Source organism: Photorhabdus sp. RM322S, assembly GCF_042879395.1.
Classification (GTDB): Bacteria; Pseudomonadota; Gammaproteobacteria; order Enterobacterales; family Enterobacteriaceae; genus Photorhabdus; species Photorhabdus khanii.
On the sequence record NZ_JBHFKW010000008.1, the window covers coordinates 117146 to 144114 of the forward strand.

At 45.5% G+C, this 26969-nt stretch carries 9 protein-coding genes and 2 pseudogenes; 9 read left to right on the top strand and 2 right to left on the bottom strand.

From position 1 onward, the window contains the following. Window positions 1–27: 27 nt before the first annotated feature. The 9 genes and pseudogenes from ACGF63_RS07430 to ACGF63_RS07470 all read left to right on the top strand — a co-directional run. A complete protein-coding gene (locus tag ACGF63_RS07430; RefSeq protein WP_387629821.1) occupies window positions 28–11316 on the top strand; it encodes an amino acid adenylation domain-containing protein in 11289 nt (3762 codons plus the stop codon). Next, window positions 11313–16772 carry an amino acid adenylation domain-containing protein gene (locus ACGF63_RS07435; protein ID WP_387629823.1) on the top strand — a complete coding sequence of 1820 codons (5460 nt, stop codon included), beginning with the start codon at window positions 11313–11315 and terminating at the stop codon, window positions 16770–16772. The genes ACGF63_RS07430 and ACGF63_RS07435 overlap by 4 nt, the downstream gene beginning before the upstream one ends. Continuing rightward, window positions 16773–17846: an NAD-dependent epimerase/dehydratase family protein gene (locus tag ACGF63_RS07440; protein WP_387629826.1), complete on the top strand. Its 1074-nt coding sequence runs from the start codon at window positions 16773–16775 to the stop codon at window positions 17844–17846. It abuts the gene before it with no gap. Continuing rightward, window positions 17843–18970 (top strand): Gfo/Idh/MocA family oxidoreductase, encoded by a 1128-nt coding sequence (locus ACGF63_RS07445; protein ID WP_387629829.1) that lies wholly within the window; start codon window positions 17843–17845, stop codon window positions 18968–18970. Before ACGF63_RS07440 ends, ACGF63_RS07445 begins: the two co-directional genes overlap by 4 nt. Further along, the gene (locus tag ACGF63_RS07450) at window positions 18963–19706 is read left to right on the top strand and encodes a thioesterase II family protein (protein WP_387629831.1); all 744 of its coding nucleotides are present in this window, start codon (window positions 18963–18965) and stop codon (window positions 19704–19706) included. Before ACGF63_RS07445 ends, ACGF63_RS07450 begins: the two co-directional genes overlap by 8 nt. Window positions 19707–19740: 34 nt before the next feature. Next, entirely contained in the window at window positions 19741–21012 is a 1272-nt protein-coding gene (locus tag ACGF63_RS07455; RefSeq protein WP_387629833.1) for an MFS transporter, read from the top strand. After that, the gene (locus ACGF63_RS07460; protein ID WP_387629835.1) at window positions 21009–22781 is read left to right on the top strand and encodes an ABC transporter ATP-binding protein; all 1773 of its coding nucleotides are present in this window, start codon (window positions 21009–21011) and stop codon (window positions 22779–22781) included. The genes ACGF63_RS07455 and ACGF63_RS07460 overlap by 4 nt, the downstream gene beginning before the upstream one ends. After that, a complete protein-coding gene (locus ACGF63_RS07465; RefSeq protein WP_239002529.1) occupies window positions 22774–24519 on the top strand; it encodes an ABC transporter ATP-binding protein in 1746 nt (581 codons plus the stop codon). The genes ACGF63_RS07460 and ACGF63_RS07465 overlap by 8 nt, the downstream gene beginning before the upstream one ends. Before the next feature lie 762 nt (window positions 24520–25281). Beyond that, window positions 25282–25387, top strand: a pseudogene (locus tag ACGF63_RS07470) (IS30 family transposase); the annotation flags it as partial. A gap of 295 nt (window positions 25388–25682) precedes the next feature. Here the strand turns inward: ACGF63_RS07470 and ACGF63_RS07475 are convergent. Both ACGF63_RS07475 and ACGF63_RS07480 read right to left on the bottom strand, forming a co-directional pair. Then, on the bottom strand, window positions 25683–26708 hold the full coding sequence (locus ACGF63_RS07475; RefSeq protein ID WP_387629838.1) for a hypothetical protein: 1026 nt from the start codon (window positions 26706–26708) through the stop codon (window positions 25683–25685). A gap of 9 nt (window positions 26709–26717) precedes the next feature. Next, window positions 26718–26969: pseudogene (locus ACGF63_RS07480) on the bottom strand (hypothetical protein); the annotation flags it as partial.

Here is a 26969-nt window from a genome sequence, read left to right on the forward strand (position 1 = left end):
CTAGTAATAATTGTAAGGAATTAAGGTATGAATGATAAAAATAATTTATCAGGGTGGGTAAGAGATACTCTTTATTTATATGCAAATAAACAACCTGACGAAACGGTTTTAAGATATTGCCTTAAGGATAATACACAAGAATTTAACTATAAAGATATTATCTGTCTCAGTAGCTATATTGCACGCCATATAAGTTACCGCGAAAATGCTAAAGCGATTATTCTGATACCGGGTAATACTCAGTTTATTTTGGGATTTTTAGCTTGTATCATCCGTGGTGTTACGGCTGTTCCGGTTAACTTACCTGCCAGCCATCGTCTTGGACGAGTGGCAGATACCATTAATCATATTTTTGAAGATTGTCAGCCAGAATATATTATTACTTTAAAAAGCTCGGTTGATGAAATTGAGAAACGGCAATGGCATGTAGGTCGTCAGGTTATTGTGCTAGATGATATTCTTACGGAGAATGATATATCAGAAATACCATCAGCTAATGAATATAAAGAGCTAATGTGTCCGAATGATGGCCCAGTATTTCTTCAATATTCTTCTGGTTCTACCGGTAAGCCGAAAGCTGTCTGCAATTTTGATGCAAATATGCAGGCCCAACATGAGATATTGCTTGAATTACATCGCGATTGCCAGCCACGTATTATTACCGCCAATTGGATACCGTTTTATCATGATATGGGCATGTTTTGCGGATTATTGACGCCACTATTATCTGGCGGTTGTTGCAACTTTATTTCTCCCAGCCATTTCGCGGCTGATCCTGCCCGTTGGTTAAAGCTGATTACTGATTATTCTGCAAATTCCACAGCCGCACCAGATTTCGCTTGGCAACTGTGCGTTGATAGTATCACTCAAGAGCAGGCAGCAGAATTCGATCTCTCTTCGCTTAAAATGGTACTGAATGCCGCAGAACCTATCCGGGCTGAAACTATGCCGCGGTTTGCCCGCCACTTTTCTGTCTCAGGTTTTACCCCTTTGAGCTTTGTGCCCGCCTATGGTATGGCGGAAGCAACACTCGTCATCAGCCGCAAACCCGCCGGGATGCCATTCATTAGCCAGCGTTTTGATGCAGATAGACTTGTTGCTGGTTACGCTGTTCCTGCGGAAAATGGTCGTGAGCTGGTGAGTTCAGGGCAGGTTGTCAGTGGATGGAAACTGCGGATTGTTGATCCTGAAACCGGTGAAATATTACCGGAAGGGCGGGTTGGTGAAATTTGGGTTGATGGCGATTCCAAAGCGCCTGGTTATTGGCAGAACCCCGAACTTAGCCGACAGACTTTTATGGCTTGCCTTAATCAGTCTGTAGATAAAAGCTATTATTTGCGGACGGGTGATTTAGCCTTTATCTGGCAGGGAGAACTTTATATCTGTGGGCGACATAAAGATCTTATTATTGTCGCCGGCGAAAATTACATGCCAAATGATATTGAAGCCAGTATTGAAATGGGATGTGAAGACGTAAAAATCGGTGGAGCTTGTGCTTGCCAGCAGGTAGAAAGCGGTGAGTTGTTTGTCTTTGCCGAAGTTTATCGCCACCTTGAAGGGACTAAATTACGGGCCATTGCCCGGCAGATTGCTGCCAGAGTCGCATCGGATTTTCAGCTTTCGCTGGCGAATGTGGTGTTATTGCCCCATGGAACATTGAAGAAAACTTCCAGTGGAAAAATCCGGCGCAAACAAATGTTGGCTGATTTTGAGAATAACCAACTCAAAGTGCTCTTTGCTTTGCCGTGTGATATTGACAAAAAAGAATCTTCTTCCCTGCCCGGTTGGCTTTATCAGCTTCTTTGCGGTTTGCTTCATGTAGATAATCCAGATCCTGCCTGTGGTTTTGCTGAATTGGGGTTAACCAGTCTGTTAGCTGTCCGCTATTGCCAGCAAATAAATAAAATCTGGCGTTGTAATCTAACCCCTGCTGATTTATTTGCTTACCCAACTATTACTCAGTTGGCTAAATATATTGATAAATTATCAGATGAAAAAATCACGGTATCTGCTACAAAATCTGAATCAACCAAAAATGAACAGATTGCAATTATTGCGATAAGTTGTCGCTTGCCGGGGCAAACAAGTAACACATGGCAACAATATGGGCAATGGTTGGCAAAAGGATCACTAGCTGTCAGGCCCAGCAATTCGGAACTTCGCCAGTTTGCGCTTCCTATTGGCGCTCTGGAAGATATTGATCAATTTGATGCCCGTTTCTTCAACATTTCAGGCCGGGAAGCCGTATTACTTGATCCTCAGCAGAGGTTATTGCTTGAATTAAGCTGGCATCTGTTCGAACAGGCAGGATGGTTGCCGGAGCAACTGAAACAATCAGATACGGGTTTCTTTATCGGTCAGAGCGGTAGTGAGTTTGGTCAGCAATTATTGAAACTGAATAATCCTGAATATGCCAAAAGTTATTTGGCTACTGGGATTAATACGAGTGCAAGTTCTGGCCGATTAGCGAAGTTCTATGGAACAACAGGCCCGGCACTCACTATTGATACGGCTTGCTCTTCTTCTCTGGTGGCATTGGATACGGCGATACACAGTTTACAGCAAGGGCAATGCCATGCGGCTGTTGTGGGTGGAGTGAATATTTTACTGTCACCGCAGATTGAACAGACATTGATAAACGCGGGCATGTTATCGCCTAAGGGTCGGTGCGCTACGCTGAGTGAAGATGCGGATGGCTATGTCAGAGGTGAAGGTGCGGCATTACTATTACTAAAACCTTACCAACAGGCTTTGGATGATGGTGATCCGGTGTTGGCCGTGATTGAATCCAGTTGTGTCGCTCAGGATGGTGAAAGTAGCAGCTTGACGGCTCCGAATCCACAAGCCCAGTCAGCCATGCTTAAGCGATTGTTGGAACAGGCTGATATTGCGCCTGATGATATTGATTTGCTGGAGATGCACGGCACAGGTACAGCTTTAGGTGATCCGATTGAGTTACAAGCTATTGATCGTGTTTATGGTAAACGACACCAGCCATTGCCGTTAGCCGCCTGTAAAGCCCAGATTGGTCATCTGGAAGCTGCCGCGGGTGTGGCCTCTGTGGTTCGGGCTGTGGCACAGATACAACAGCAACAACGGTTTGGTCATCCAACTCTGGCCTCGTTCAGCACTAAATTGTCAGCGTTAATGCCACGTTATCGTTACAGTAAACAGACTGAATCTCACCGAATAGAACGAGTTGCAATCAGTTCATTCAGTTTTACCGGCACGATGGCGGGTTTAGTGCTGAGTAAAGCAAACTTATCTGACCCCACTATTCCTGCGCCATGTGTTGAAAATGGTTTATTACCGCTTTCAGCCTGTAGTGCATCAGCATTGCAACAGATGGCTAATCAACTGGCGGATTTGCTGGAAAATCATCAGCAACAAGCTGGTGAACTGCTCAATGGTTGGTTGAAGAAACGTCATCATCATTTTGGTTGGCGGGTGCTAATCAGCTATCAGAATTTAGCCACTTTGATTGCGTATTTACGCCATGTTGAGCCAATTCAAGTTGATCGTATAAAAATGCTAGAAAAGGGCAGTGATCCTTACGATTGGCTACAAGGGCAAGCCTATAACTGGGTTAAATATGCTGGGAACATGCCGGTTAGCCGATTTGCACTAGCACAACTTCCTCTCTATCCATTTAATCGTCAGAGTTACTGGCCAGAAGAACTTCGCTTAGTTGAACAGGGAACACAGGATCAATCCGAGCCTTGTTCAGGTCATGCTGGCTTTGATTTCGTTATCAATTGGGTAGCGGACGTGCTGGGAACTGAGCCTGACGCACTAGCAATGGATGATAATTTGCTCAATTTGGGCATTGATTCATTGCAGATGTTGGATCTGGTGGATGAATGTAAAAAACAGCATGTCATGCTGTCATTATCTTCCTTATTCGAACAGCCAACATTAGCCGCATGGCAACAGTGTTGGTTTGCTGCTGCTCAACCTGAAAATGTCTCAAAAGTGTCAGCACAGCCGGTTATAAAATGGGATGGCGAACCTTTTGAGCTCACTTCGGTTCAGCAAGCCTACTGGACGGGGCGGCAAAAAGAGCAGACGCTGGGCGGAATCGCTTGTCAGGCCTATCTGGAACTGGATTGTCCGCTATTGAAGAACCGTGATATTGAATGGGCAGTTAATCAATTACATCAACGCCATGATATGTTGCGGATGCGTATTACCGGTGATGGTAAAGGGGAAATTACCGCTTACCAGCCGGTATCCATTGAATCTTATGACTGGCAACAACTTTCACTGAATTTATTGGAAGAGAAGCGATTCGCTCTCAGGAAACATCTGGAAACTAAAGTTGCAGATCTGACAATTGAAAGCGGATTTGGCGTGGTGGTAAGCCATACCGTCAATAGCAGTCGCTTACATATTAATATCGATATGGTGATGGCGGATGCGATGAGCCTTCAGATTTTGTTGAAAGAGCTAAGCCAGTTTATTTTGATGCCGGGTGCGCTTCTTCCTCAATTAAATTACAGCTTCCCGCAATATTTGTGTGAACAGGCCGCTGATAGTCAGCTAATCGACAGTCGTCAATACTGGCAAAAAAGATTGGCTGAGCAATTGCCTTTTGCGCCTCAGTTACCACTGGCAGTTAAACCGGAACATATTGATAAGCCTGATTTCCATCATCGTCAGTGGAGTCTGGAGCAACAGCGTTGGCTATCATTGAAGGAAATTGCCCGCAGCAATGGTATAACCCCTTCCATGTTGCTGGCGAATTGCTTTGCTGAAACATTGCGTGGCTGGACTGAATCGCCGGATTTCACGTTGAATCTGACGATTTTCAACCGCCGCGGAGAACATCCTCAACTGCCTGATTTAGTCGCGGATTTCACAACATTACTGTTACTGGCTTGTCATTCGCAGGCAGGGAACAGCATTTTAGAAAACTGCCGGGCTCTCAATCGCCAGTTTATGTCAGATCTGGATCATGTGGATTACAGCGCAATACAGGTTATGCGGGACTGGTCGCAGATATGCGGGCATCAAGTTCTCATGCCGGTGGTATTCACCAGTAATCTTGGCCGTGATCTGCTTAGTGGTAATGAACTGGGAGAGCTGAATTATCTGGTATCCCAGACGCCACAAGTCTGGATTGACTGCCAGGTGATGGAACATCAAGGGGAATTATTAGTCAGCTGGGATTGCGTAGATGGGTTATTCCCTCAAGGCATGCTTGATCAAATGTTTAGTTTTATGACGCATCTGATCAGCGCAATTACAGATAATCCTCAACTCCTCTTAAAGCCGGTTTCGCATTATGTCACGCCGGAAATTATTGAACAGCGCACAGAGCCTAAAGATCGTGATGGTATGCTTTTTACGCCACGTTTACTGCATCGTCGTTTTTATGAGATTGCGGCATTGTGGGCAGATTCACCCGCAGTTATCACGCCTCATCAACGACTCAGTTATGGTGAACTTGAACAAGGTGTACTGGAACTGGCTTACAGGCTGAAAGAGCAAAAAGTAAAAGCTGGAGATAACCTGGCATTACTGTTGCCAAAAGGTACAGAGCAAGTTGTTGCTGTTTTGGCTTGCTTGAGTGTTGGTGCTATATATGTTCCGCTGGATGTCGCGCAGCAATCAGCCCGTTTACAGACCATCATCAGTCAGGCGGATATTTCGTTGATTATTACAAACAATGAATATCAGGAGCCGGTTAGTCGTTGGTTTGATGCGGTTCTGAATATTGAGCAGACCGGTGACTCACAACTGCCATTATCGCAGGTGGTTTATGGGGAACCGGAACTTTCTGCTTATATCATCTTCACTTCTGGCTCTACCGGTACACCTAAAGGTGTTGTGGTATCTCATCAGGCCGCCGCTAATACAATTGATGATATTAATCGCCGTTATGGTCAGCGGGAAAAAACACGGGTATATGCCCTGTCGGCACTGAATTTTGATTTGTCGGTGTATGACATTTTTGGCCCTCTTGCGTCAGGGGGATCCTTGGTTATGCCTGAGGTGGGTCATGAGCGGGAAGCAAAACAGTGGCTGGAACAGCTGCATCAGGAACAGGTGACAGTTTGGAACAGTGTCCCGGCGCTGTTTGATATGTTGCTGGTGGCGGCTGAAAGTGATCTCCGTGGTTTGCCTGAGTCATTGCAACAGGTGTTGTTATCCGGTGACTGGGTTGGTCTGGATCTGCTTCCCCGTTTGTGTGAAGTTGGAAGTCAGGCTCAATTAACGGCAATGGGGGGAGCAACGGAAGCAGCAATTTGGTCTAACGCGATTGATATCGATGTTATCCCGTCAGAATGGCGCTCAATTCCTTACGGTTATCCGCTCTCTAATCAGCATTATAGAGTCATGGATTCACAACAACGGGATTGCCCTGATTGGGTTGCCGGAGAGTTGTGGATCGGTGGAAAAGGCGTTGCACTGGGCTATTACGGTGACAAGGAAAAAACAGATACTCAGTTTGTTCTGCATCAAGGGCAGCGTTATTACCGGACGGGAGATTATGGGCGCTTTTGGCAGGGGGGATGCCTTGAGTTTCTTGGTCGCAAAGATAGCCAGATTAAACTGAATGGTTACAGGATTGAACTGGGTGAAATTGAAACGGTGGCTTTACGTCACCCTGCAATCAGCAAAGCCGTTGCATTGTGTTTATCTGAACCACAGAAACATCTGAGATTGTTTGTTGAAGGTCAGGTGACAGCGGGTGATTCTTCAACATTAGCCGATAATGTATTACCTGAAATGCCATCATTTATTCAGGCGGAAAGCAGTCAGGATGATGAACAGCGTATCGCGTTATCGCTGTTGCAAAAGATATTGATTGATTCTTTGCAACTGACACTTACTCAGCCACAGAGTGCAGAAATACTTTATCAACAGGCAGGGGTGATACCCCGTTATCAACCACTGTTTATTCAGTGGTTGGAGTGGTTGACTCATCAGGGATGGTTATCTGAAAGTGAAAAAGGCTGGCAATTGAATCAAGGGTGGCAACCAGATAACAAGCCGGTTCTGGCATCACGAATGGGCGGAATTTATCGGGCGCTTGATGGTTGTTGTGACTGGATTGCTCAGGTGATTCAGGGGAAACAGAACCCTCTGATGCTTATCGACGATCCTGTATTGTCACCGGAAGTTCTGGTTGTTGGTTCACCGGAAACTGAAGTGGTCATTACTCTTATTGCGGATCAAATCCGTCGGTTATCCACGATATTGCAGCGGCCTGTCAGAGTCGCAGAACTGAATGGACGCAGTGGTCTGTTTGCAGGCAAGTTACTCGGTCTATTATCATATTTGGAGATTGAATATTGCTTAGTTGAGCAGGCCGGTTCATTGCGTGAATTGGCGAAATATCGTCTGTCAGGTTATCCGCATCAGAGCCAGATTTGCACAGTGCAGGAAGCGGTAGATTATAGTGCCGATCTGGTCATCAGTAATAATGCACTGCATCGTTATGCCGATATCCGTCGGGGAATCTCTGATCTGCAAGTATTGGCATCTTCCGGCAGTGGCATATTGGTGTTTGAAAGCCAATATCTCAGCCCGCTGGCACAATTAACGGTGTTACTGCTGCAAGATGAAAATGGTTTTACTGATCTGCGACAAGGCCAGCGAGATCCGTTACTGGATAAGAAACGTTGGCAACAGCAGTTGTTGCAAAGTGATTTACCCGTGCAGTCTGTCACTGTAATGGGGGAAAACTCCGTACTGTTGATGTGCAAAAACCGTAGTAGCAACGTTATGGTTAATCGCCACGAATTGACGCAGCATCTGACAAATTATCTTCCAGCTTATATGTTGCCGCAGTATTTGCATGTTTTAGATAAACTCCCATTGAGTGCTAATGGAAAAATAGATCGCAAAGCACTTGAACAATTAGCTGTAGACGGGGCAGAGCAGGAAATTCTGCAATCTGCACAGGGCGTCGAATTGTCAGGAAAAACCGAATATCTGGTGGCTAAAGTCTGGCAACAGGTATTGGGTACAGAGCCAATGGCTGACAGCAATTTCTTCCTGCTTGGTGGTGATAGTTTACATGCCACCCGGATTGTTGTGGCGTTGGAATCAGCAGGGGCTGTAGATGTCTCACTGGCTCAGGTGTTCTCCTCCCCGGTATTGCGTGACTTTGCTCGATTGATGACTTTTGCTGAACTGCCAACAACAAAAGTGATGCAACTGCAACATCAGGAAAGTGAACGTTATCAGCCATTCCCGCCTACAGATGTACAACGCGCCTATCTGATGGGGCGTCAGGCTGGTTTCCGTCTCGGTGGGGTTGCCACTCATTATTATAACGAATACGAAGGCCAGCCTTTTGATGCAACGCGGTTAGAACAGGCTTTATCCGCATTGATTGCCCGTCATGATGCATTGAGAATTGTATTCGATGAGCAAGGAATGCAACGGGTGTTGCCACAGCAGCCAAAACCTGCGCTAGACGTGATCCACTGTTCTGAGCAGCAATGGTCAGAAGAAACCAGTAAATTGCGGGAAAGCTTATCCCACCGGGTACTTGATCCGACACAATGGCCACTGTTCCATGTGACGCTGATGCAATCAGATGATGGGCGCAATCGCCTGTATATCGGGTTGGATAATTTGATCCTTGACGGCTTGAGTATGCGCATTTTCTTCACCGAACTTGAGCAGCTTTATCAGCAACCGGAAGGGGGATTGCCATCCGTTGGGATTGGTTTCCGAGATTATCTCACCACGGTGATTTTTGATGAAGAGAAGAGCCGTAAATCGGCAAATTACTGGCAGGAGCGGCTGGCAGAATTACCTGAAGCACCAAAGCTGCCACTGATTTGTGATCCGCAGTCATTGGGGACTCCCCGGTTTAAACGTTGGCAATCTGTTTTGCCACGGCAGCAGTGGCAAACTTTGACAGAAAAAGCCCGGCATTATCAAGTGACGCCTTCTTGTTTGTTGCTGACTTGTTATGCACAGGTGCTGGCGAAATGGTCAGAATCGGCTTCATTGAGTATCAATGTGACGTTGTTTGATCGTCAGCCATTACATCCTGATATCAACCATATTCTGGGGGATTTCACTTCGCTTCTGTTACTGGAATGTCACCATTTAGCCGATGAAAACTGGCTCAATAGAGCACAGCGATTACAGCAACAGCTTTGGCAAGATCTGGCTCATACTGATGTTTCGGCGGTATGGGTTATCCGTGAATTGAATAAACAACGGCAAGTTACCGATTTGGCTATGCCCGTCGTGTTTACCAGTGCGTTAGGGGCAGAAGTCATGCCTTATCAAGAGAGTGCACAACCGTTCCCGCCGGCTATCTGGGGAATTTCTCAGACTCCTCAGGTTTGGATCGATCATCAAGTCTATGAGCAGGATGGAGAATTACATTTCAACTGGGATGTGGTTGATGGTCTGTTCCCACAAGGCATGATCGATGCGATGTTCAGTGCATATTGTGATTTGCTGACACAGTTAAGTGTGACCCCAGACTGGCATACTCAGGTGAATGTAGCACTGCCGACACAACAGCAGCAGTGTCGTCAACGGATTAATGATACGCATCAGGAATTGAGTTTTGCACCAATGCATCAACGTGTTGGGCAAGCGATGAAACAGTTTGCGGATCGAACAGCGATTATTGATGGTGAGCAGCGCGTCAGTTATCAGCAGTTAGAGCAACATGTGCAACGATTGGCTCAGGTTTTGGTTGAACAAGGCGTTTGTGCGGGTGATTGTGTTGGTGTTGCGTTACCAAGGGGTTATCAACAAGTCGTCGCGGTACTGGCTGTTCAGTGGTTGGGAGCGGCTTATGTTCCCATCTCTGTCGAGTGGCCTGTGCTGCGCCGGGAACAGGTTGCCCAGCAGGCGGGGTTGATTCGTGTTGTGGCAGATAGCCACTTGCAATGGACGGGATCGGTCGCAATTGTTGATATTAACCAGTCACCGCTGACAACAACGGCAATTCAACCCTGGCATTCACAAGCTCAGGATCTGGCTTACATTATTTTCACTTCTGGTAGCACAGGCGTACCTAAAGGCGTAGCGATAAGTCACGGTGCTGCGGTTAATACTATTGAAGCGATCAATCGGCAGCATTGTGTTGGTAAGCAGGACAAAGTTCTGGCGCTGTCTGCGCTGCATTTTGACCTTTCTGTGTGGGATATTTTTGGTGTGTTGTCAGCGGGCGGGACTTTGGTCACGGTACCTGAAACCCATTCTAAGGACGCTGCACATTGGTTGACTTTGATAAAACAGCACCAGATAACGTTATGGAACAGCGTACCAGCCTTACTGGAAATGGCCCTGTTACTGAGTGAAAACGGTGAACAGACCGATGCGCTTACCAGTTTGCGTCTGGTCATGCTCTCCGGTGACTGGATTAACCTTGCATTGCCTGAGCGTTTAAAGCGCTGGATACCACAGGTACAACTGGTTTCTATGGGGGGTGCGACCGAAGCGGCCATTTGGTCGAATTACTGGTTAGTGGACGAGCTTGATCCTGAATGGAAATCTATTCCTTATGGATTACCGTTGCCGAACCAGCAGTTCCGTGTAGTCAGTGAACTAAAAGAGGATTGCCCTGATTGGGTTGCCGGTGAGCTGTGGATTGGTGGTCATGGTGTGGCGCTGGGTTACTTCGGTGATGATGAGCGTACTGCCAATCAGTTTATTTCCTGGCAAGGGGAGCGTTGGTATCGCACTGGCGATATGGGGCGTTATCACCCAACAGGCGTACTGGAATTCCTGGGACGGCGTGATCAGCAGGTTAAAATTTCCGGCTACCGTATTGAGCTGGGTGAGATCGTACAGGCTTTGAAAGGTTGTGACGGTATTGAAGACGCGTTGGTATTTGTTAATCAACGTGGCAAGCGTCCATCCCTCTCAGCTTGCGTCTTGGCATCGCAAGAGCCGGATTGGTCGCTGTTGCGGCAACAACTGTCAGCACAATTACCAGAATATGCGGTTCCGGTTGAGTTTGGTTGGCTGTCTTGCTGGCCGTTGACAGACAACGGCAAGCTGGATCGCAAAATAATTGAGCAACAACCACGGAATGTTGTCAGTCAGGCTATGGACACGTTGCCGGAAAGCCCATTGGAAAAACAACTGGCAGATGTGCTGTTGCCATTGCTTAATCTGACGCAACTCAGCGTTCATGACAATTTCTTTGCCCTCGGCGGCGACTCCTTTATTGCAACCCGTTTCACTTCTGAACTGAGGCGGTGTCATAACATTGATTTGCCACTCTGGCAGGTTTTCAACCTGCAAACCATTGCACGTATGGCGCAACAACTACAATCCGCCCCCGCAGAGGAAGCGGAAATGATTTTTGAGGAAGGTTCTCTATGAATAGCCAGGAAACGATACAGAAAAAAACAGTACAGCTATCAGCTTCACAACAAGCGGTTCAGCTTTTACTGCAACTTGAACAACAACAGGCTAAATTCTGGCTGGAAGGTGAGGCGTTGAAGTTTCGTGCGCCTGAGGGAGTGATGAGTCATCACGTTATTGCTCAGTTGAAGAATTTGAAACCACAAATTGTTGCGTTAATACAGGAGTGGCAGGAACCACAGAATTTTGTGGTAAACCCGGCACAGAAGCATTTGCCTTTTGCTTTAAGTGATGTGCAGTCAGCTTATTTTGTCGGGCGTCATTCAATGTTCGATTATGGTGGTGTGGGTTGTCATGGTTATTTTGAAATTCTGACTGAAGATTGGGATGTTAAACGTCTTGAGCAGGTATGGAATCAACTGATCCAACGCCATGATATGTTGCGGGCGGTATTTACTGTTCAGGGGCAGCAACAGATTTTGCCGGAAGTGCATCATTTCACCATTGATTGCCACTCTTCTTCGCCGGAAGAACTTCGGCAAACCCTGTCTCACCGGGTTTATCAGACAGATTGTTGGCCGCTGTTTGATCTGAAAGTCAGCCAGGCAGCAGGGAAATCTTGCCTTCATTTCAGTATTGATTTGCTGATTGCGGATTTTCTCAGTGTACAAATTTTGCTGGCAGAACTATTAAAAGGTTATCAAGAACCTCAGACAGAACTTGTTCCATTGCAGACCAGTTTCCGTGATGTGATGGAGTTTGAGCGGCACCGCCACCATCATCGTAGCTATGCCAGCGCGCGTGAATATTGGTTGAAACGTCTGCCAGAGTTGCCTGCAAGCCCACAATTACCTCACCTTCCGGTACAAAGTGGCGTTGTTCCCCGTTTCAGCCGTTACGATTTGCAACTCACTGCTAAACAGTGGGAGCAATTGCAGCAACATTGTCGTTTACAAGGCGTCTCTCCTTCTGCACTGCTTTTGGCGCTCTTTAGTGAAACACTGGTCCGCTGGTCAGAAACGAAATCTTTTTGTCTCAATCTGACAGTAATGAACCGCCGTGATCTTCATGAAGATATTCACCGGATGGTTGGGGATTTTACCAGCGTTAGCCTATTGCAGGCGGATATCAGTCAGCCCCTCTCATTGCTGGAGCGGGTGAAAAATCTACAGGCGCAACTGTGGCAGGATTTGGAGCATAACGCATTCAGTGGTATTGAGGTGATGCGTGAGCTGGCACGACAGAGGGGAGCAGAAGCTGCGAGAATGCCGATAGTATTTACCAGTGCATTAGTTGGCGAGGGTAAAGAGCAGGCGCAGGACATTATCAGCCAATTACCGATGGATATTGAGATTGGCTATGGTATCAGTCAGACCCCACAGGTATGGATTGATTGCCAGGTGATGGCCCGTAATGGAGGGTTATTGATCAACTGGGATATCATGGAGGGTGTATTCCCAGTAGATCTGATCCGCGATATGTTCAGTTGCTTTACTGGCGCGATATATCAGGTATTGGAACAGGTTGATGTGTGGGATCAGGTACTCGTCATTAATCTGCCGGAATACCAGCAAAAAACACGGCAACAGGTTAATGCGACTGAGGAAATGATTAAATCGGCGCTATTACATCAGGGTGTTTTGGAACAGGCCGGTAAAACGCCTGATGCATTGGCGCTGATTGATGCATGTGGGCAGATGACCTATCAACAAATGGTAACACGTGCAACAAAACTGGCCGCGTTTTTACCCCAAGGTGGACATAGCGCGATATTGATGGAAAAAAGTGCGGAGCAGATTATTGCGGCCCTGGCGATTCTAATCGCTGATGGTGCTTATCTGCCACTTGATATTTCGCAGCCGTTGCCACGGATATTGCAAATTCTTACTGATGCACAGGTTAGTGCAGTATTGACCGATAATGAGGTTTTGGCTCAACAGTTACGGGAACAGGGGTTTAATGCTGCTAGCACCGAGAATGTGTCAGAACTGGCAATTACTTCCGCTGTGTCAGTGAAGCAAAATGACCCGCATAATCTGGCTTATATTATCTATACCTCCGGCAGTACCGGGCAACCGAAAGGCGTGATGATAAGCCATGATGCGGCGCTGAATACCATCAGCGATATCAATCGCCGTATGAATGTCACATCGACTGACCGCATGCTGGCACTGGCGAGGCTGAGTTTTGACCTTTCTGTCTATGATATTTTTGGTGTACTTAGCGCAGGTGGCGCGTTGATATTGCCGCAGGAACAGGATTTACAAAACCCTGCACAATGGGCGCGGCTAATTGATAAGCATCAGGTTACGTTGTGGAACTCTGTCCCGGCGCAAATGACGATGCTGACCCGCTACCTGTCTGAAGGAGGGAAGGAATCCATTGGTCGCTTGCGCTGTGTGATGATGTCTGGTGACTGGATCCCGCTTAATTTGCCAACCGCTATTTATCAACATGCGCCAAATGCTTATCAATTCAGCCTGGGTGGGGCGACGGAAGCTGCTATTTGGTCAAATATCTGGCCGATAGAACCCGCAAAAACCTATCACAACAGCATTCCTTATGGCACGCCATTGGCTAATCAGCAGTTCCGTATTTTGGATCTCCGTGGAGAACCTTGCCCTGATTGGGTTGCGGGAGAACTTTGGATTGGTGGTCGTGGTGTTGCCCAGGGCTATTGGCAGGATGAAGAAAAAACTCGCCATCACTTTATCACTGACAGCCAGGGACAACGCTGGTATCGCACGGGAGACCGGGGGCGTTATACCGTCAATGGCGTGATTGAGTTTCTTGGGCGCTGTGATAATCAGGTAAAAATTCGTGGTTATCGGGTGGAAACAGGTGAGATAGAAGCCGTGTTGGAGCGACATAATAGTGTGGCTCAGGCTGCGGTTGTCGTAAAAGGGGATAAGCATAATCAAGAATTACACGCTTTTGTTGAAGCGGCGACAGAAAATTCTTTGGAACGGGCAGAAAAGCTGTATCAGCGCTATGAGATGGCATTACAAAAAGTACGCTCAGTTGTCAGCGATATTGAAGCAACGATAGATAAGCAAAAGGTAGAAAAGCTGGTTTGGTTCCTTGATCGTGTGGCCCTGTTGCATATGGTTGGTGCGTTGGTGGATGTCGGCGCTTTACAGGCAGGAAAGCCCGCTACCCTCGATTCTGTGATGGAAAACGGCAGTATTGCGGCAGAAAACCGGCAATTAACACGCCGGTGGTTGAGAGCGTTGGTTCAGCATCAGTTAATTCAGCAACAAGGAGAGTATTACCAGCTCAATGCTGATGTTTCAGAGTATGAAATCAAGCAGTGTTGGCAACAATGTTATGACTTGATGTCAGCATTGGATGATGACCAAGGCTTGCTTACCTATCTGGAACGCAGTAGCCAGTGTCTGCCGGAATTGTTGCAGGGCAAAGAAGATCCGCTGAATTTGCTGTTCCCTGATGGCAAGCTGGATGTGGCGATCAAAACTTACCAAAACAATCTGATCAGTAAAATGATGAATCGCTTGTTGCTGGCTGCGGCTGAACAAAAAGCGGCTCAGATTAACCATGAAGAAGGGCGTTGCCTGCGGGTATTGGAAATTGGGGCTGGTGTGGGCGGCACCAGTAACGTGTTGATCCCGAAACTGGCAGACTGGAACGTCGAATATACCTTTACCGATATTTCACCCTTCTTCCTGAATGAGGCCAGATTACGTTATCAGCAGTTTGATTTTGTTCGTTACCGGTTGTTTGATTTCAATCGTACACCGGTAGAACAAGGGTTGGATTGTGGGCAGTTTGACATGATTGTCTCTTCTAATGTTCTGCACAATGCGGTTATTGCCCGTCAGGGATTAGAACATCTGCGCCAGTTACTGGCACCGGATGGATGGCTGCTGGTGATTGAAGCAACACGGGATAATTACCAGTTGATGACTTCGATGGAATTTAAGCATGGCCTGAGTGATTTTGCCGATGAACGGCTGGAGCTGGATTCGCCGTTTATGCCGCAGAAAAACTGGCTTAATGCCATGAACGATGTGGGTGCGGAGACGTTATGGGCTTATCCGCCAGCAGAAGATGCGCTTTATCAACTGGGGCAGAGTTTTATTTTGGCGCAATTTAATCTCAACCGTAGACCATGCAACAGCACAGAATTGTTGGCGTCATTAAAACAACAACTGCCTGCTTATATGGTGCCTGCTCGCCTTACCGTACTTGATCGTTTGCCTGTGACAGCTAATGGCAAAGTTGATCGTAAAGGTATGCCGGATTTACCGGAGCATAGCGGGAATGAGCCAGTAGCAGAAAGCAACAGCAGTGACGAACTGGAACAGACCTTACTGACGCTGTGCCGGGAACTGCTTGGGCATAATAATATTGGTCTTGATGATGATTTTTTCGCCAGCGGTGGTGACTCATTATTAATAACGCAGTGGGTAAGCCGGATTCGTCAGGAGCTTGGGGAGGATAACGTTCCATGGGAAGGCAGCTTGCGTCAGGTGCTACAGCAGCCAACTGTTCGTGCACTGGCGGCATTTTTGCGTACGCAGTCAGAGCAGGGTAAGAGATCATCAGATAACCATGCTTGTTTGACGTTATTGAAGGAAGGTCATGGTGATCCGGTCGTTATTCTGCATGAAGGCAGTGGTACGGTATTGCCTTGCCTGCCTTTGACTGAAAAACTTTCTGGCCCGGTTTATGCGCTGAGTGTGGTCGATACAGACGCTTTCCTGCAAATTCCGTCTGAGCAATTAATCTCTCAATTGGCACGACATTATCTGCGTGATATTCAATCTTTGCCTGGTCATTGCCATTTATTTGGTTACTGCATGGGTGGGTTATTGGCCTTTGAAATGGCGCGTCAGGCGATGGAAAATCAGACACCTGTTGCTTCAGTAACGATTGCCAGCAGTTATCAGATCCCTTACCTGATTGATGATCCGTTGATGATAGATATGGCGATTATCTGGGGATTGTCAGTGGAATGTCCATGGACGTTGCCTCAGGAACAACTGGAAACCGTTTATGAAGCTTTGCTGGCGGAAAAGCCAGAGGTCATTGATCGTCATTCCGTCGCTGAATATGCCCGTGCCCGCGGAATGGATGCCTTTGCCGATGCTTATATGGCGGTGGTGGATATCCCGGAAGATCAGCGTTTACAGCAATTGGTTAGTGCTATCCGTGAAAATGAGATTGCTGAGAAAGAGTGGATCCGGATGTGTTCTGTTTTCCGTCACAGCATTCGGGGTGTTTGCCGTTATCAGCCAGATTATTTTGCCGGTGATCTGACGTTTGCCTGCCAAAATAGTGATACTTATTTGCTGCCTGCGCTCCAGCAGGACATGAAAGAATTCTGGCAGCAATATTGTCTTGGAAACGTAAATTATCTTTCACTGAATGGCGACCATTTTGACTGTATTAAATCAGATAATGTGATGCCACTGGTAAACCATCTTGAACAGTGCAAAGCACAGGTGAACTAAATGAATCGGGATAGAAAAATTCTGGTAATAGGCGCTACGGGAGCAGTTGGAGGCTCTGTTGTTGCCGCATTGAATCAATTGGGTTATCAGGTGTCAGGTGCAGGGCGTCGCCCCTGTGCTGAATTAGCTGATTATCATCAGATAGATTTATTTGATGAAAAAGCACTGGCTGAACTTTGTCAGCCATTTTCTTTGATCATTAATGCCGCAGGCCCTGCTTCGCAAATTCAGGACAGAATTGCCAGAGCAGCATTGGCTTCGGCAACGCACTATTTGGATGTTGCAGGAGAGCCTGTTGTCTGGCAGCAATTAGCCGCAGATGAAAAATTAGCCCCTTTATTACAGAAATCCGCTTGTGTCTTGGGCGCGGGATATGTGCCGGGATTTGCCTCGATCTTACCTTTTTTAGCCGCGAACCGGCTGAAAACAATGGGTAAAGTGCGGTCATATCTTGGCGGAATAGAACCTTTTACGGTGACTTCCGCCATTGACTTTATTGATAGCTTGAATGAGCAGAATGGTAAAGCAGGTCATATCTTATCTGGAGGAGCGTTACAACGGGCAGCCATAGAAAAAAATGTTCAGCCTGAAACTGCTAACAGGGCATTTGATGCCCTGCCATATCTCAGTTTTGAGTTGGAAAGAGTTGCCCGGCAACTCAATCTGGTTGATTTCGCTGCATTTAATTTACTTGCAGATCGTCAGCTATTGCTGACGGATCAATTTAATGGTGAGCAGGGAATTAAACAGCTGATCAGCCAGAGTGAAGAACTAACGCATCATTATGGTCAACAGCAACATATTTTGCTGGAAGCAGAAGGTGTACTGGTGGGGCAACCTGTGACTCTCATTGCCAGAGGGCGTTTTACTGATAGTTACCGTTTTACCGGAGTCGTTGCTGCATTGGCGGCGGATATGATGCTCAAAACACCACAATCAGGGTTGAAATGGCTGTCTGATTTAGCTGATGCAGAGCAGTTATTGTCAGGGATTGAGCACATGGGGGCCTTTGAATACTGGCAGATAGAAATAAAACCGCGTCAAAGTGCAGATTATGTTGAGGGAGAACTATGAGTCGTCCATTACGTGTCGTCGTCTGTGGTACGTTGTTCGGTCAGGTTTATTTGTCAGCGTTTAAAACCCATTTTCCTGGTTTTGAATTGGCGGGCATTATTGCCCGTGGCAGTGAGCGCTCGCAGCGGCTGGCGGCTGAATATCAGGTACCTTTGTATGAACACGTTTCCCAGTTGCCGGATGATATTGACATTGCCTGTGTCGTGGTACGTTCTGCCATTGTCGGTGGCGCGGGCAGTGAACTGACAAAACAATTGTTGAGCAGAGGAATTCATGTTTTACAGGAACATCCGGTTTATCAGCGTGATGTGGCGGAATGTTTGAAACTGGCTCGCCAGAATAATTGCTGTTACTCCGTCAATACGCACTATCCGAATGTTCCGGCAGTACGGCAATTTACTGATTATTTGCAACAGGCTATGCAGCATCAGCAACCTTTATTTATTGAAGCTACCTGTGGCGTTCAAGTGATTTGCGGTTTACTGGATATTCTGGGACGTGCATTAGGAAAATTCACCCCTTTTGCTTTTGGCGACGCACATCACTGGGATAAACAATTGCTGACTCAGGCCACCAGTTATCCGCCTTATACCACTATTCAAGGGGTTATTATGGGGATCCCATTAATCCTGAATTTGCAGAATCAGCTTGATCCCGGCGATCCTGATAACCATTTCCACATTATGCAACGTATTTGCGTCGGTCTGCCCAGTGGTAATTTGCTGTTGGTGAATACACATGGTCCGGTGTTGTGGAATTCACGCTTCCATATACCACGCCAACGTACAACCAGTGGAGTAAGGGAACCTCTATTACCACAACAGGCTACCCATTACTTTAAACCGCCAACGGCTGTTTCGTTGTATGACTGTTGTCCAAGTCTGGAACAGATCACTAATCAGCACTGGCCCGAGGCTATTCGTCATGCTGTGCGGCAATTTGCCATACAGATTGAACGGCCTGATCCCCGCATGGCGCAATATTTACTGACAATGGCTTCTGTTTGGAAAACCTTAATGAGTAAGGTTGGCAACCCAGAAAGTTTGCATGTGCCTGATCCTGTTCCACCTCAACCGGAGATCAGCGAATTTCTGCAACAACAGGGGGATGTTCACTATGTTTGATAACGTATCGCTTGATAGAGCAGTGCGACTGATAAAACCGGGAACCGGTAGCCAACTGATCTGTTTTCATTATGCCGGGGGCAGAGCAGAATACTTTATCCCCTGGCGTGACGGAATTTCAAAAGATACTGCGGTTTATGCCGTTCAATTACCTGGACATGGCTCGCGGATTAGCGAGCCGTTGCAAACCTGTATTCATCAGTTAGCAGACAGCTTGGTCGAGGCCTTGAATATTTTGCCTTTACGTCCGACTTATTTTTTCGGGCACAGCATGGGCGCTGCGCTGGCATTTGAGGTGGCATTGCGTATGCAACAACAGGGTAGAAAAATCTGTGCATTATTTGTTTCTGCCCGTCTGCCGCCACACAAAAATAGTGGTAATGATTATCACCGTCGCGATGAGCAGCAACTGCTGAGCAAAATTACTTCTCTGGGTGGCTCTGCGATTGATTATCAGACCATGCCTGAATTAAAGGCATTGTTAATGCCCATTTTCCGTGCGGATTTTCAGGCTATTGAAACATATCAACGCCGTTGCCAACAACAACTTGATTGCCCGGTATTTGCTTGCGCTGGGGAACGTGATACGGAAGTTTCTCCGGAAGAGATGGCGCAGTGGCAGTGGATAACTAACGATAAATTTGAACTGAAAGTATTTGATGGCGGGCATTTTTACCTCAATGATCAATCTTCAGTTTTATTTGACTATATCAATAGTAATATTGCTGCTTCATAGTATCATTGCGCAATCAATAAATTTAGGAAATATCATGAAATATAATTATAACCTTGTTGGTTTATTTGGCCTTTATTGCGCGCAAGGTGCTCCTCTGGGGTTGGCAATTTTTGCTTTGCCGGGGATTTTACGGCAGCAAGGGGCTGATATGCAGTTTATCGGTCTTATTGGTTTATGCATGTTACCTTGGGCATTCAAATTTATCTGGGCTTCTTTCATTGAAAACCATAAACCGTGGGGATTTGGCAAACTTTCTGCCGGATTAGCCTGGATTCAACTATTTAAAATACTTTCATTGTTTGCTGTCGCTTCTCTGTGGTTTTTCAGCCCACAAACTGATGTCATCGGTTTGCTGATCATACTCACATTCATCAATCTTCTTTATGCCAGCCAGGATGTGGCGGTTGATGCTCTGGCAGTACGCACTTTTGCCGGCAGCCGTCATGTTAAAGTGAATGTCGGTCAAGTTGCTGGGTTTAGTTTGGGAATGCTGGTTGGTGGTATTCTCAGCCTTTATGTTTTCAGCTCTGTGGGTTGGCACAACATGGTGCTGTTCTTTTTACTGGTTCAGATTGTTTGCCATATTCCATTTATGCTTAATAAGGACAAATTCAATATCGATCAGCAGCTTCCCGTTAAACCGGGTAGTGCTTCCGTTTGGAAAATATTCCGCCGTCAGGGAAGTTTGCCGGTTATTTTGATGGCATTGTTGTTTAAGTTCGCTAGCACACTTGGTGCTGGGTTGATATCACCTCTCCTCGTAGATATGGGCGTTAATCTGGAATTTATTGCTCTGATTTCCGGCAGTGTGTTAATTATCAGTTATATCACTGGCGCGTTGGCGGCGGGTTTGCTTCATCGCTGGTTTTCCAGCCCGACTTTGGCATTAAGTGGGCTGATTGCCAGTGCGTTATGTTGGTTAGGGCTGGCGATTTCACTCACTGTCTCATCAACAGATCCCACTATGGTCTTTATCTTCTTTATGTTGGAAGGTTTCTTTTTCAATCTGAGCTGCGTCTCTTTCTTCTCTTGTTTCATGCGCTGGAGCGAAGGTGATAGCAAACAGGATGTTATTCAGCCAGGAACCAATTTTACCTTGCTGCAATGTTGTGAAGTGCTTGGTAGTAGTGCGGCAATGGTCATTGCCGGAACGTTGGCACACTATTGGGGATTCACCCATGCTTTCTATGCGGCGGTGGTAGGAAGTGTGACCACAATTGTTATTGTGGCGGTTTGTTTCCGTTTGGTTTCGTCGATAATTAACCGCCCGTCGGTTCAACTTCAGCGAGTTGAGGTACAACAATGAAATCAGATGACAGCGCTTTTTCTTGGTTGATGAAACTGATCGGGACTCAAAAGAAAAGCGTGATCGCTTCCATGACCTTAGCCGTTATCTACTCTTTGTTGGCGTTGGTGCCTTATGTGTTGATCTATCGCCTGATAGATACTTTTCTGCATCAGCCGGATGCGGCTGCATCACAGGTATGGTGGTTGGTCGGTCTGGCAGTCATGGCGTTGGCGGGTAAGATCATATTGCAACTATTTTCCGGTTTGTTATCGCATAAAGCGGCTTTCCAGCTTCTGTTTGAATTACGCCGTAAAGTGATTGCGCGAGTGGGTGATTTACCGTTGGGGACATCTAATCGTCATACCTCAGCAACAATGAAGAAAATTATCTCAGATGATATTGGTAGAATTGAAACATTCATTGCTCACCACTTACCGGATATCGCTGCCGCTATTGTCTCACCGCTGGCAGCGGCCACATTGCTGTTTTTCTTTGACTGGAGGTTGGCGTTATTGGCGTTGATCCCTTTGCCGTTAGCTATTGCCATGCAGTGCTGGATTTTTAAAGGGTTTGATTCGCGTATCAGAGCTTATCATCAGGTTGTAGCAGATTTGCATACCAGCGTGGTGGATTTTGTGAAAAGTATGCCACTGGTCAAAGCTTTCAATATGACAGTCGACTCCCATCAGCGGTATGCCAATGCCGTGGAACAACATCATCGATTAGTCACAGGATGGCTTGTCGATACCCGAACGCCTGCGGCATTGTTTAAGCTGGCGTTGGATTTGGGATTGTTATGTATTATGCCCGTTGGTATCTGGCTGTATGCCCAAGGGGATGTGGCGCTGGCGACATTATTTATCTTCATGCTGTTGGGAATTGGCTTGATGGAGCCACTCTACAACCTGCTGCAATTTGCGGGTATGTTCAGCCAAATGCTAAAAGGTGTGGAAAATATCCGTGATTTTTCTGAGCAGCCCCGGCAACGGGAGGGCGGTGCTCCACAGCCAATTGATGGTAGTGACATCTGTTTTGAACATGTCACATTCAGCCATAATAATGCGGTTATTCCTACGGTAGATGCCCTCTCTTTCACTGCGCGGCAAGGGGAAATTACCGCGATTGTTGGCCCTTCTGGGGCCGGGAAAACAACCGCTGCTCAACTTATTCCCCGGTTATATGAGTATCAGCAGGGCTGTATTTCGATTGGGGGAAGCGATATTACCGCGATGCCTTTGGATCAATTAATGTCGCTGGTTAGTTTTGTTTTTCAGGATGTATTTATCTTTGAAGACACCATTATGAATAACATCAGGATGGGGAATCAGGATATTACGCAATCGCAGATTATTGCTGCGGCTAAAGCGGCTTGCGTTGATGAATTTGTTCGTGAATTACCGCAAGGATATCAAACCGTGGTTCAGCAAGGCTCGCTCAGTGGCGGGCAGGCTCAACGGATCTCTATTGCCAGAGCGATAGCAAAAAATTCTCCGGTTTTAATTTTGGATGAAGCCACCGCTTATGCGGATGCGAAAAATGAAGTGAAAATCCAGCAGGCACTGTCCCATTTGATGAAAGGGCGCACGGTGCTGGTGATTGCTCATCGGCTGAATACACTGGTCAATGTTAATAAAATCATTGTGATGGATAATGGAGGTAAAGTGGCGGAAGGAACGCATCAGCAACTTTTGCAGGAGTGCCGACTTTATCAAAATATGTGGGATGCTCATCAGGCGGCAAAAAGCTGGCATGTGGCTATGCGTAACCAGGAGGTTTCACATGTTTAAGGCGTTTAATCTTTCCCGTCTGGTTGGAAAACCACTGAAAGGGCTTTCAGGTATGGTGGCCCTCTCCATATTGGATGCTTTTCTGGCATCAGCGCCTTACGCATTTCTTTACTACATCATTCTCGACATGCTCTCTGATATGCCCGATATGATGTATCAGTTTAAACTGGTAGGCGGTTGTGCGGCTCTGATGTTGGTTCGGGTATTACTGGCTCGTACACTTTATTTCAATATTTCACAGATTGGTTTCGATGCCGGGCGTACATTACGTAAAAATCTGGGAGAACATTTACGCCGTATGCCGATGGGTTTTTTTCAGCGGACGGATATGAGTAGCGTTAATAATACATTGCTGAAAGATATCGATATGATCGAACATATCTTCACGCACTTGTATGCACCAATAATTGCAACGGCTTCCGTACTCTGTTTTTTTTCTATCGGATTATTATTAAAAGATTGGCGTATGGCACTGGCTATGCTTTCAACTTTACCTTTGGCGGTGTGTGCTTATTTACTGATGCGACAATATGCGCGCCGCTGGCAAAGTCGGATGCAGCAATTACTATTCAAACTTAATGATGCTTTGATGGAGTATATTGATGGCCTGAAAGTGTTGAAATCTTATCGGATGCTTGGTCAGGCTTTTGGCCGTTTGAATAATGTACTTACGACGACTTATCAGCAATCGCTAACGGCTGAAAAAGCGGGCGTCTGGCCGATATACAGTTTTAATTTGTTGGTGGAATGCGGATTTATCGTATTATTGATCGCACTGACTTGGGGGTGGTTGGGGCACACCTTGTCATTAGCGGAGGTACTGGTATTTCTTATTGCGGCGGTACGTTTTTTCCGGCCATTATTGAATATGTCAATGTTTCTGGCTGAATTGAATTATTTTAGTCTGGCAACAGAACGGGTTAAAAAAGTATTTGAATTGCCTGAATTATCGCAGGGAAATACCCGGCCGCAGCTCAATAATATGACGCTTGAATTAGATAATGTGTATTTTGCTTATCCCGATAAACCAGAAATTTTTCGAGGAATAAATCTAACTATTGAAGCGAATAAAGTGACCGCTTTGGTTGGGGCATCTGGCTCAGGAAAATCAACGCTGGCTGCACTAATAGCCCGTTTTTGGCAACTTTCTGAAGGACGTATTTGGGTAGGCGGCGACAACCAGAAAGTCGATATTGCTTCGATGGAGGTGGAATATTGGCAGCAATATATCAGTGTGGTATTCCAGAGTCATTACATGCTAAATGATACGATTGGTAATAACCTGCGAATTGCCTGTCCTGATGCCAGTGATGAAGAATTATTGCGAGTCTGTTGTTTGGCAAGATTGGATAGTTTACTGAATAAATTGCCTGATGGGTTGAATACGAAAATCGGTGCAGATGGGATACACCTTTCTGGCGGAGAATTGCAACGGCTTTCTATCGCAAGGGCATTACTCAAAAATGCGCCTCTGATTATTTTGGATGAAGCAACGGCTTCGCTTGATCCGGAAAATGAAAGAGACATCCAATTAGCGATGCAGTCATTGATAGCCAATAAAACCGTATTGGTTATTGCGCATAAATTGTCATCCATTGAATATGCAGACAAAATTGTGGTGATGAATAATGGTGAAATTGCAGAGCAAGGACAACACCAGCAATTATTGGCAAATCGAGGGATTTACCATGATCTTTGGACATTACAGCAATCTGCGCAAAACTGGCGGTTAGCTTGAAATAGTGAATAGTTAATATTTCCTGTGGGCTGATAATAAATGGCCCACAGAATATTGTTCTTGTCGGTGTACTGTTATTTTCGAGAGATAAATCAGTAATTCCACGGAATAAAAATTACAAATAAATACATACCTTTCATATCTGTGAAAATCTCATATGATGGTAGCTAACCACCATAATTACTATGATACAAGCGCAACATCCTTAATTATTTCACTATAAGCTCGAATCAGATAATCAAAGATTATATCGGTATATAAATGCTGATCTACCTTTTACATTTAATCAATGTTAATCATATTCGATTTTATCTTTACTGGCGTTGTTTTACTGGCAATTATGAACAGTTTTTATAAGTCTTTTATCTTCATAAATCAATCCGTAAATAGCTTGGTGGTATAAAGATACCCCGTTATATTTTTTTGGATAATATTCTTTTTCTCGCTGATTTATTTTAAGTTTTCTGTTAATGGTTAATGTCATTTAAAAAACTGCACTTATAGTTAAATCCGTCTTTTATATAAAAGCTTTAATACATCTGTTTTCATACTTTTAAATGGTTATGGCAGGACAGGTAAATGTAAAATAAGCGAAGGATAACGTCGTTTATAAATACATTAAACATGATAGGGAATCAGCCGTTTTTAGTTACTCTGTACCTTTTCAAAATCTGGCATTAATGGATATCTGTTTTTTATCCTCAGTTGTTAACGAATCACCGAAAAAAACAGTTTACCGATCGACATCTATTCAAATGGTGTTTAAATAAATCAGTAAACTCATTTAATAACCCCCCGAAAAACACGGGGAGGGAAAACACCGAATGAATTATTTAAAGGAATACGAACATGTTTATTTCCAGATTAACGATGTTGCATTTATTATGTGAATTCACCTATTACTAATAGTTGGTTCATGTGAGTTATCGCCGGACATAATAATTAATCCTAATAATAGTAATAACAATTTTAATCGCATTTTTTATTCTTACATTCCTGGGGGAGGGTGATAAATGGGATATTATCCAACTTTAATACTGGCAAAATCCACAATCATCGGTGTCGCCTCACTTTCGCTATATACGCTGTGCCGATGTTACCAATTTTTACTGCATTATCCATTAAGAAAGAATATCGGGCTAAATAACCCGATATTACATCCATTAAATCACCTGGACAAAACGACCGTTAATTAATGAAAAGATTGGTGCGAAAGTAGCCAGAACAGTATCGCCATCTTCATCAACGTAATAGTAGGATAGTGGGGAATTCGTTAAGTCAGACTTATTCACCAGTCTAACCATTTTACCCTGATTCATTATCTCAACTCTGTAATTGTTCCAGTTAATTGGTATCATTCTGAAACTCGTTGTTTTGATATTACGGTAAACAGATTGATCAGAGAAAATACTCTCTTCACTTTCGCCAGTAGCCCAAGCCCAAGCTTTGAGCGCAACTTTTTGTTGCTCACGAAGCGTATTCATATCTTTAGCCTTATAAGCTTGCCAGGCTGTCATATAAGCCTGTTGCAGTTGCTGGCGTTGTTCAGGGGTATCGGTATAGGGTGTTGCCTTCACCCATTCCCAGTCAGGCAAGCCACTGATTTTTACATTACGACTAAACCGGTATAAGGTCATATTTAATGGAAATTCTTTCGGATCAAAATATTGTTCCTCTATATGTCCGGGTCCTACATTTTCTGCCTGTATCACATGGCGCACCACCGGTGTGCTAATAGCAGCATATTTAGCTTCATTCGCTGGTGTGATTGCCACGGGTTGACCATTTTTATCTATCGCCACTTCAATTGCCGTCAGTACTTTACTGTCTTTACCGTGCATGGCGGTCAGCTCCAGCGTGCACTTAGCTTCAGGGTTGAAGTGATCACGAGCTTTATCTGACATTTCATCTGCTGCAAACCAGCCCAGTGCACCAAACTCCAGACTGATTTCGTTTTCGCCGTTTGCCATTAACAGCATAGCAGCCGTACTAGCGCTACCAAACCCCCTGCCTTCCTGAGCCGAATCGCGATTATCCATCCCCAATACTTCATTAGTTTTAATGGCACAAAAGGCGTACTGGATATCAAATAAACTGCGAATATACAGCCTCGGTTCATTTGCTTGAGCACTCAACATAAAAATCACTCCTGATAACAGTAATAACAGTAATAACAGTTTTAATCTCATTTTTTATCCTTACACTCTTGGGAATCCCGCATTGATAAATGGGATTTTATCCAGCTTAGGCTTAAAGTTAGGGTCATATCCCATTGACCACGGCGTTGTTTCGTCTCCCGGAATTATCTCCGGTCGGACAACAGGCCGTTCTTCTCCTATCAGGTTAATTCTTAATGGAGATTCACTGGCTTTTAACGGATCGGCAATAACCCATTTCCACTTTTTCTTAACTTTGATTATAGATTTTTTACCTCCTTCTTTCCTTATATC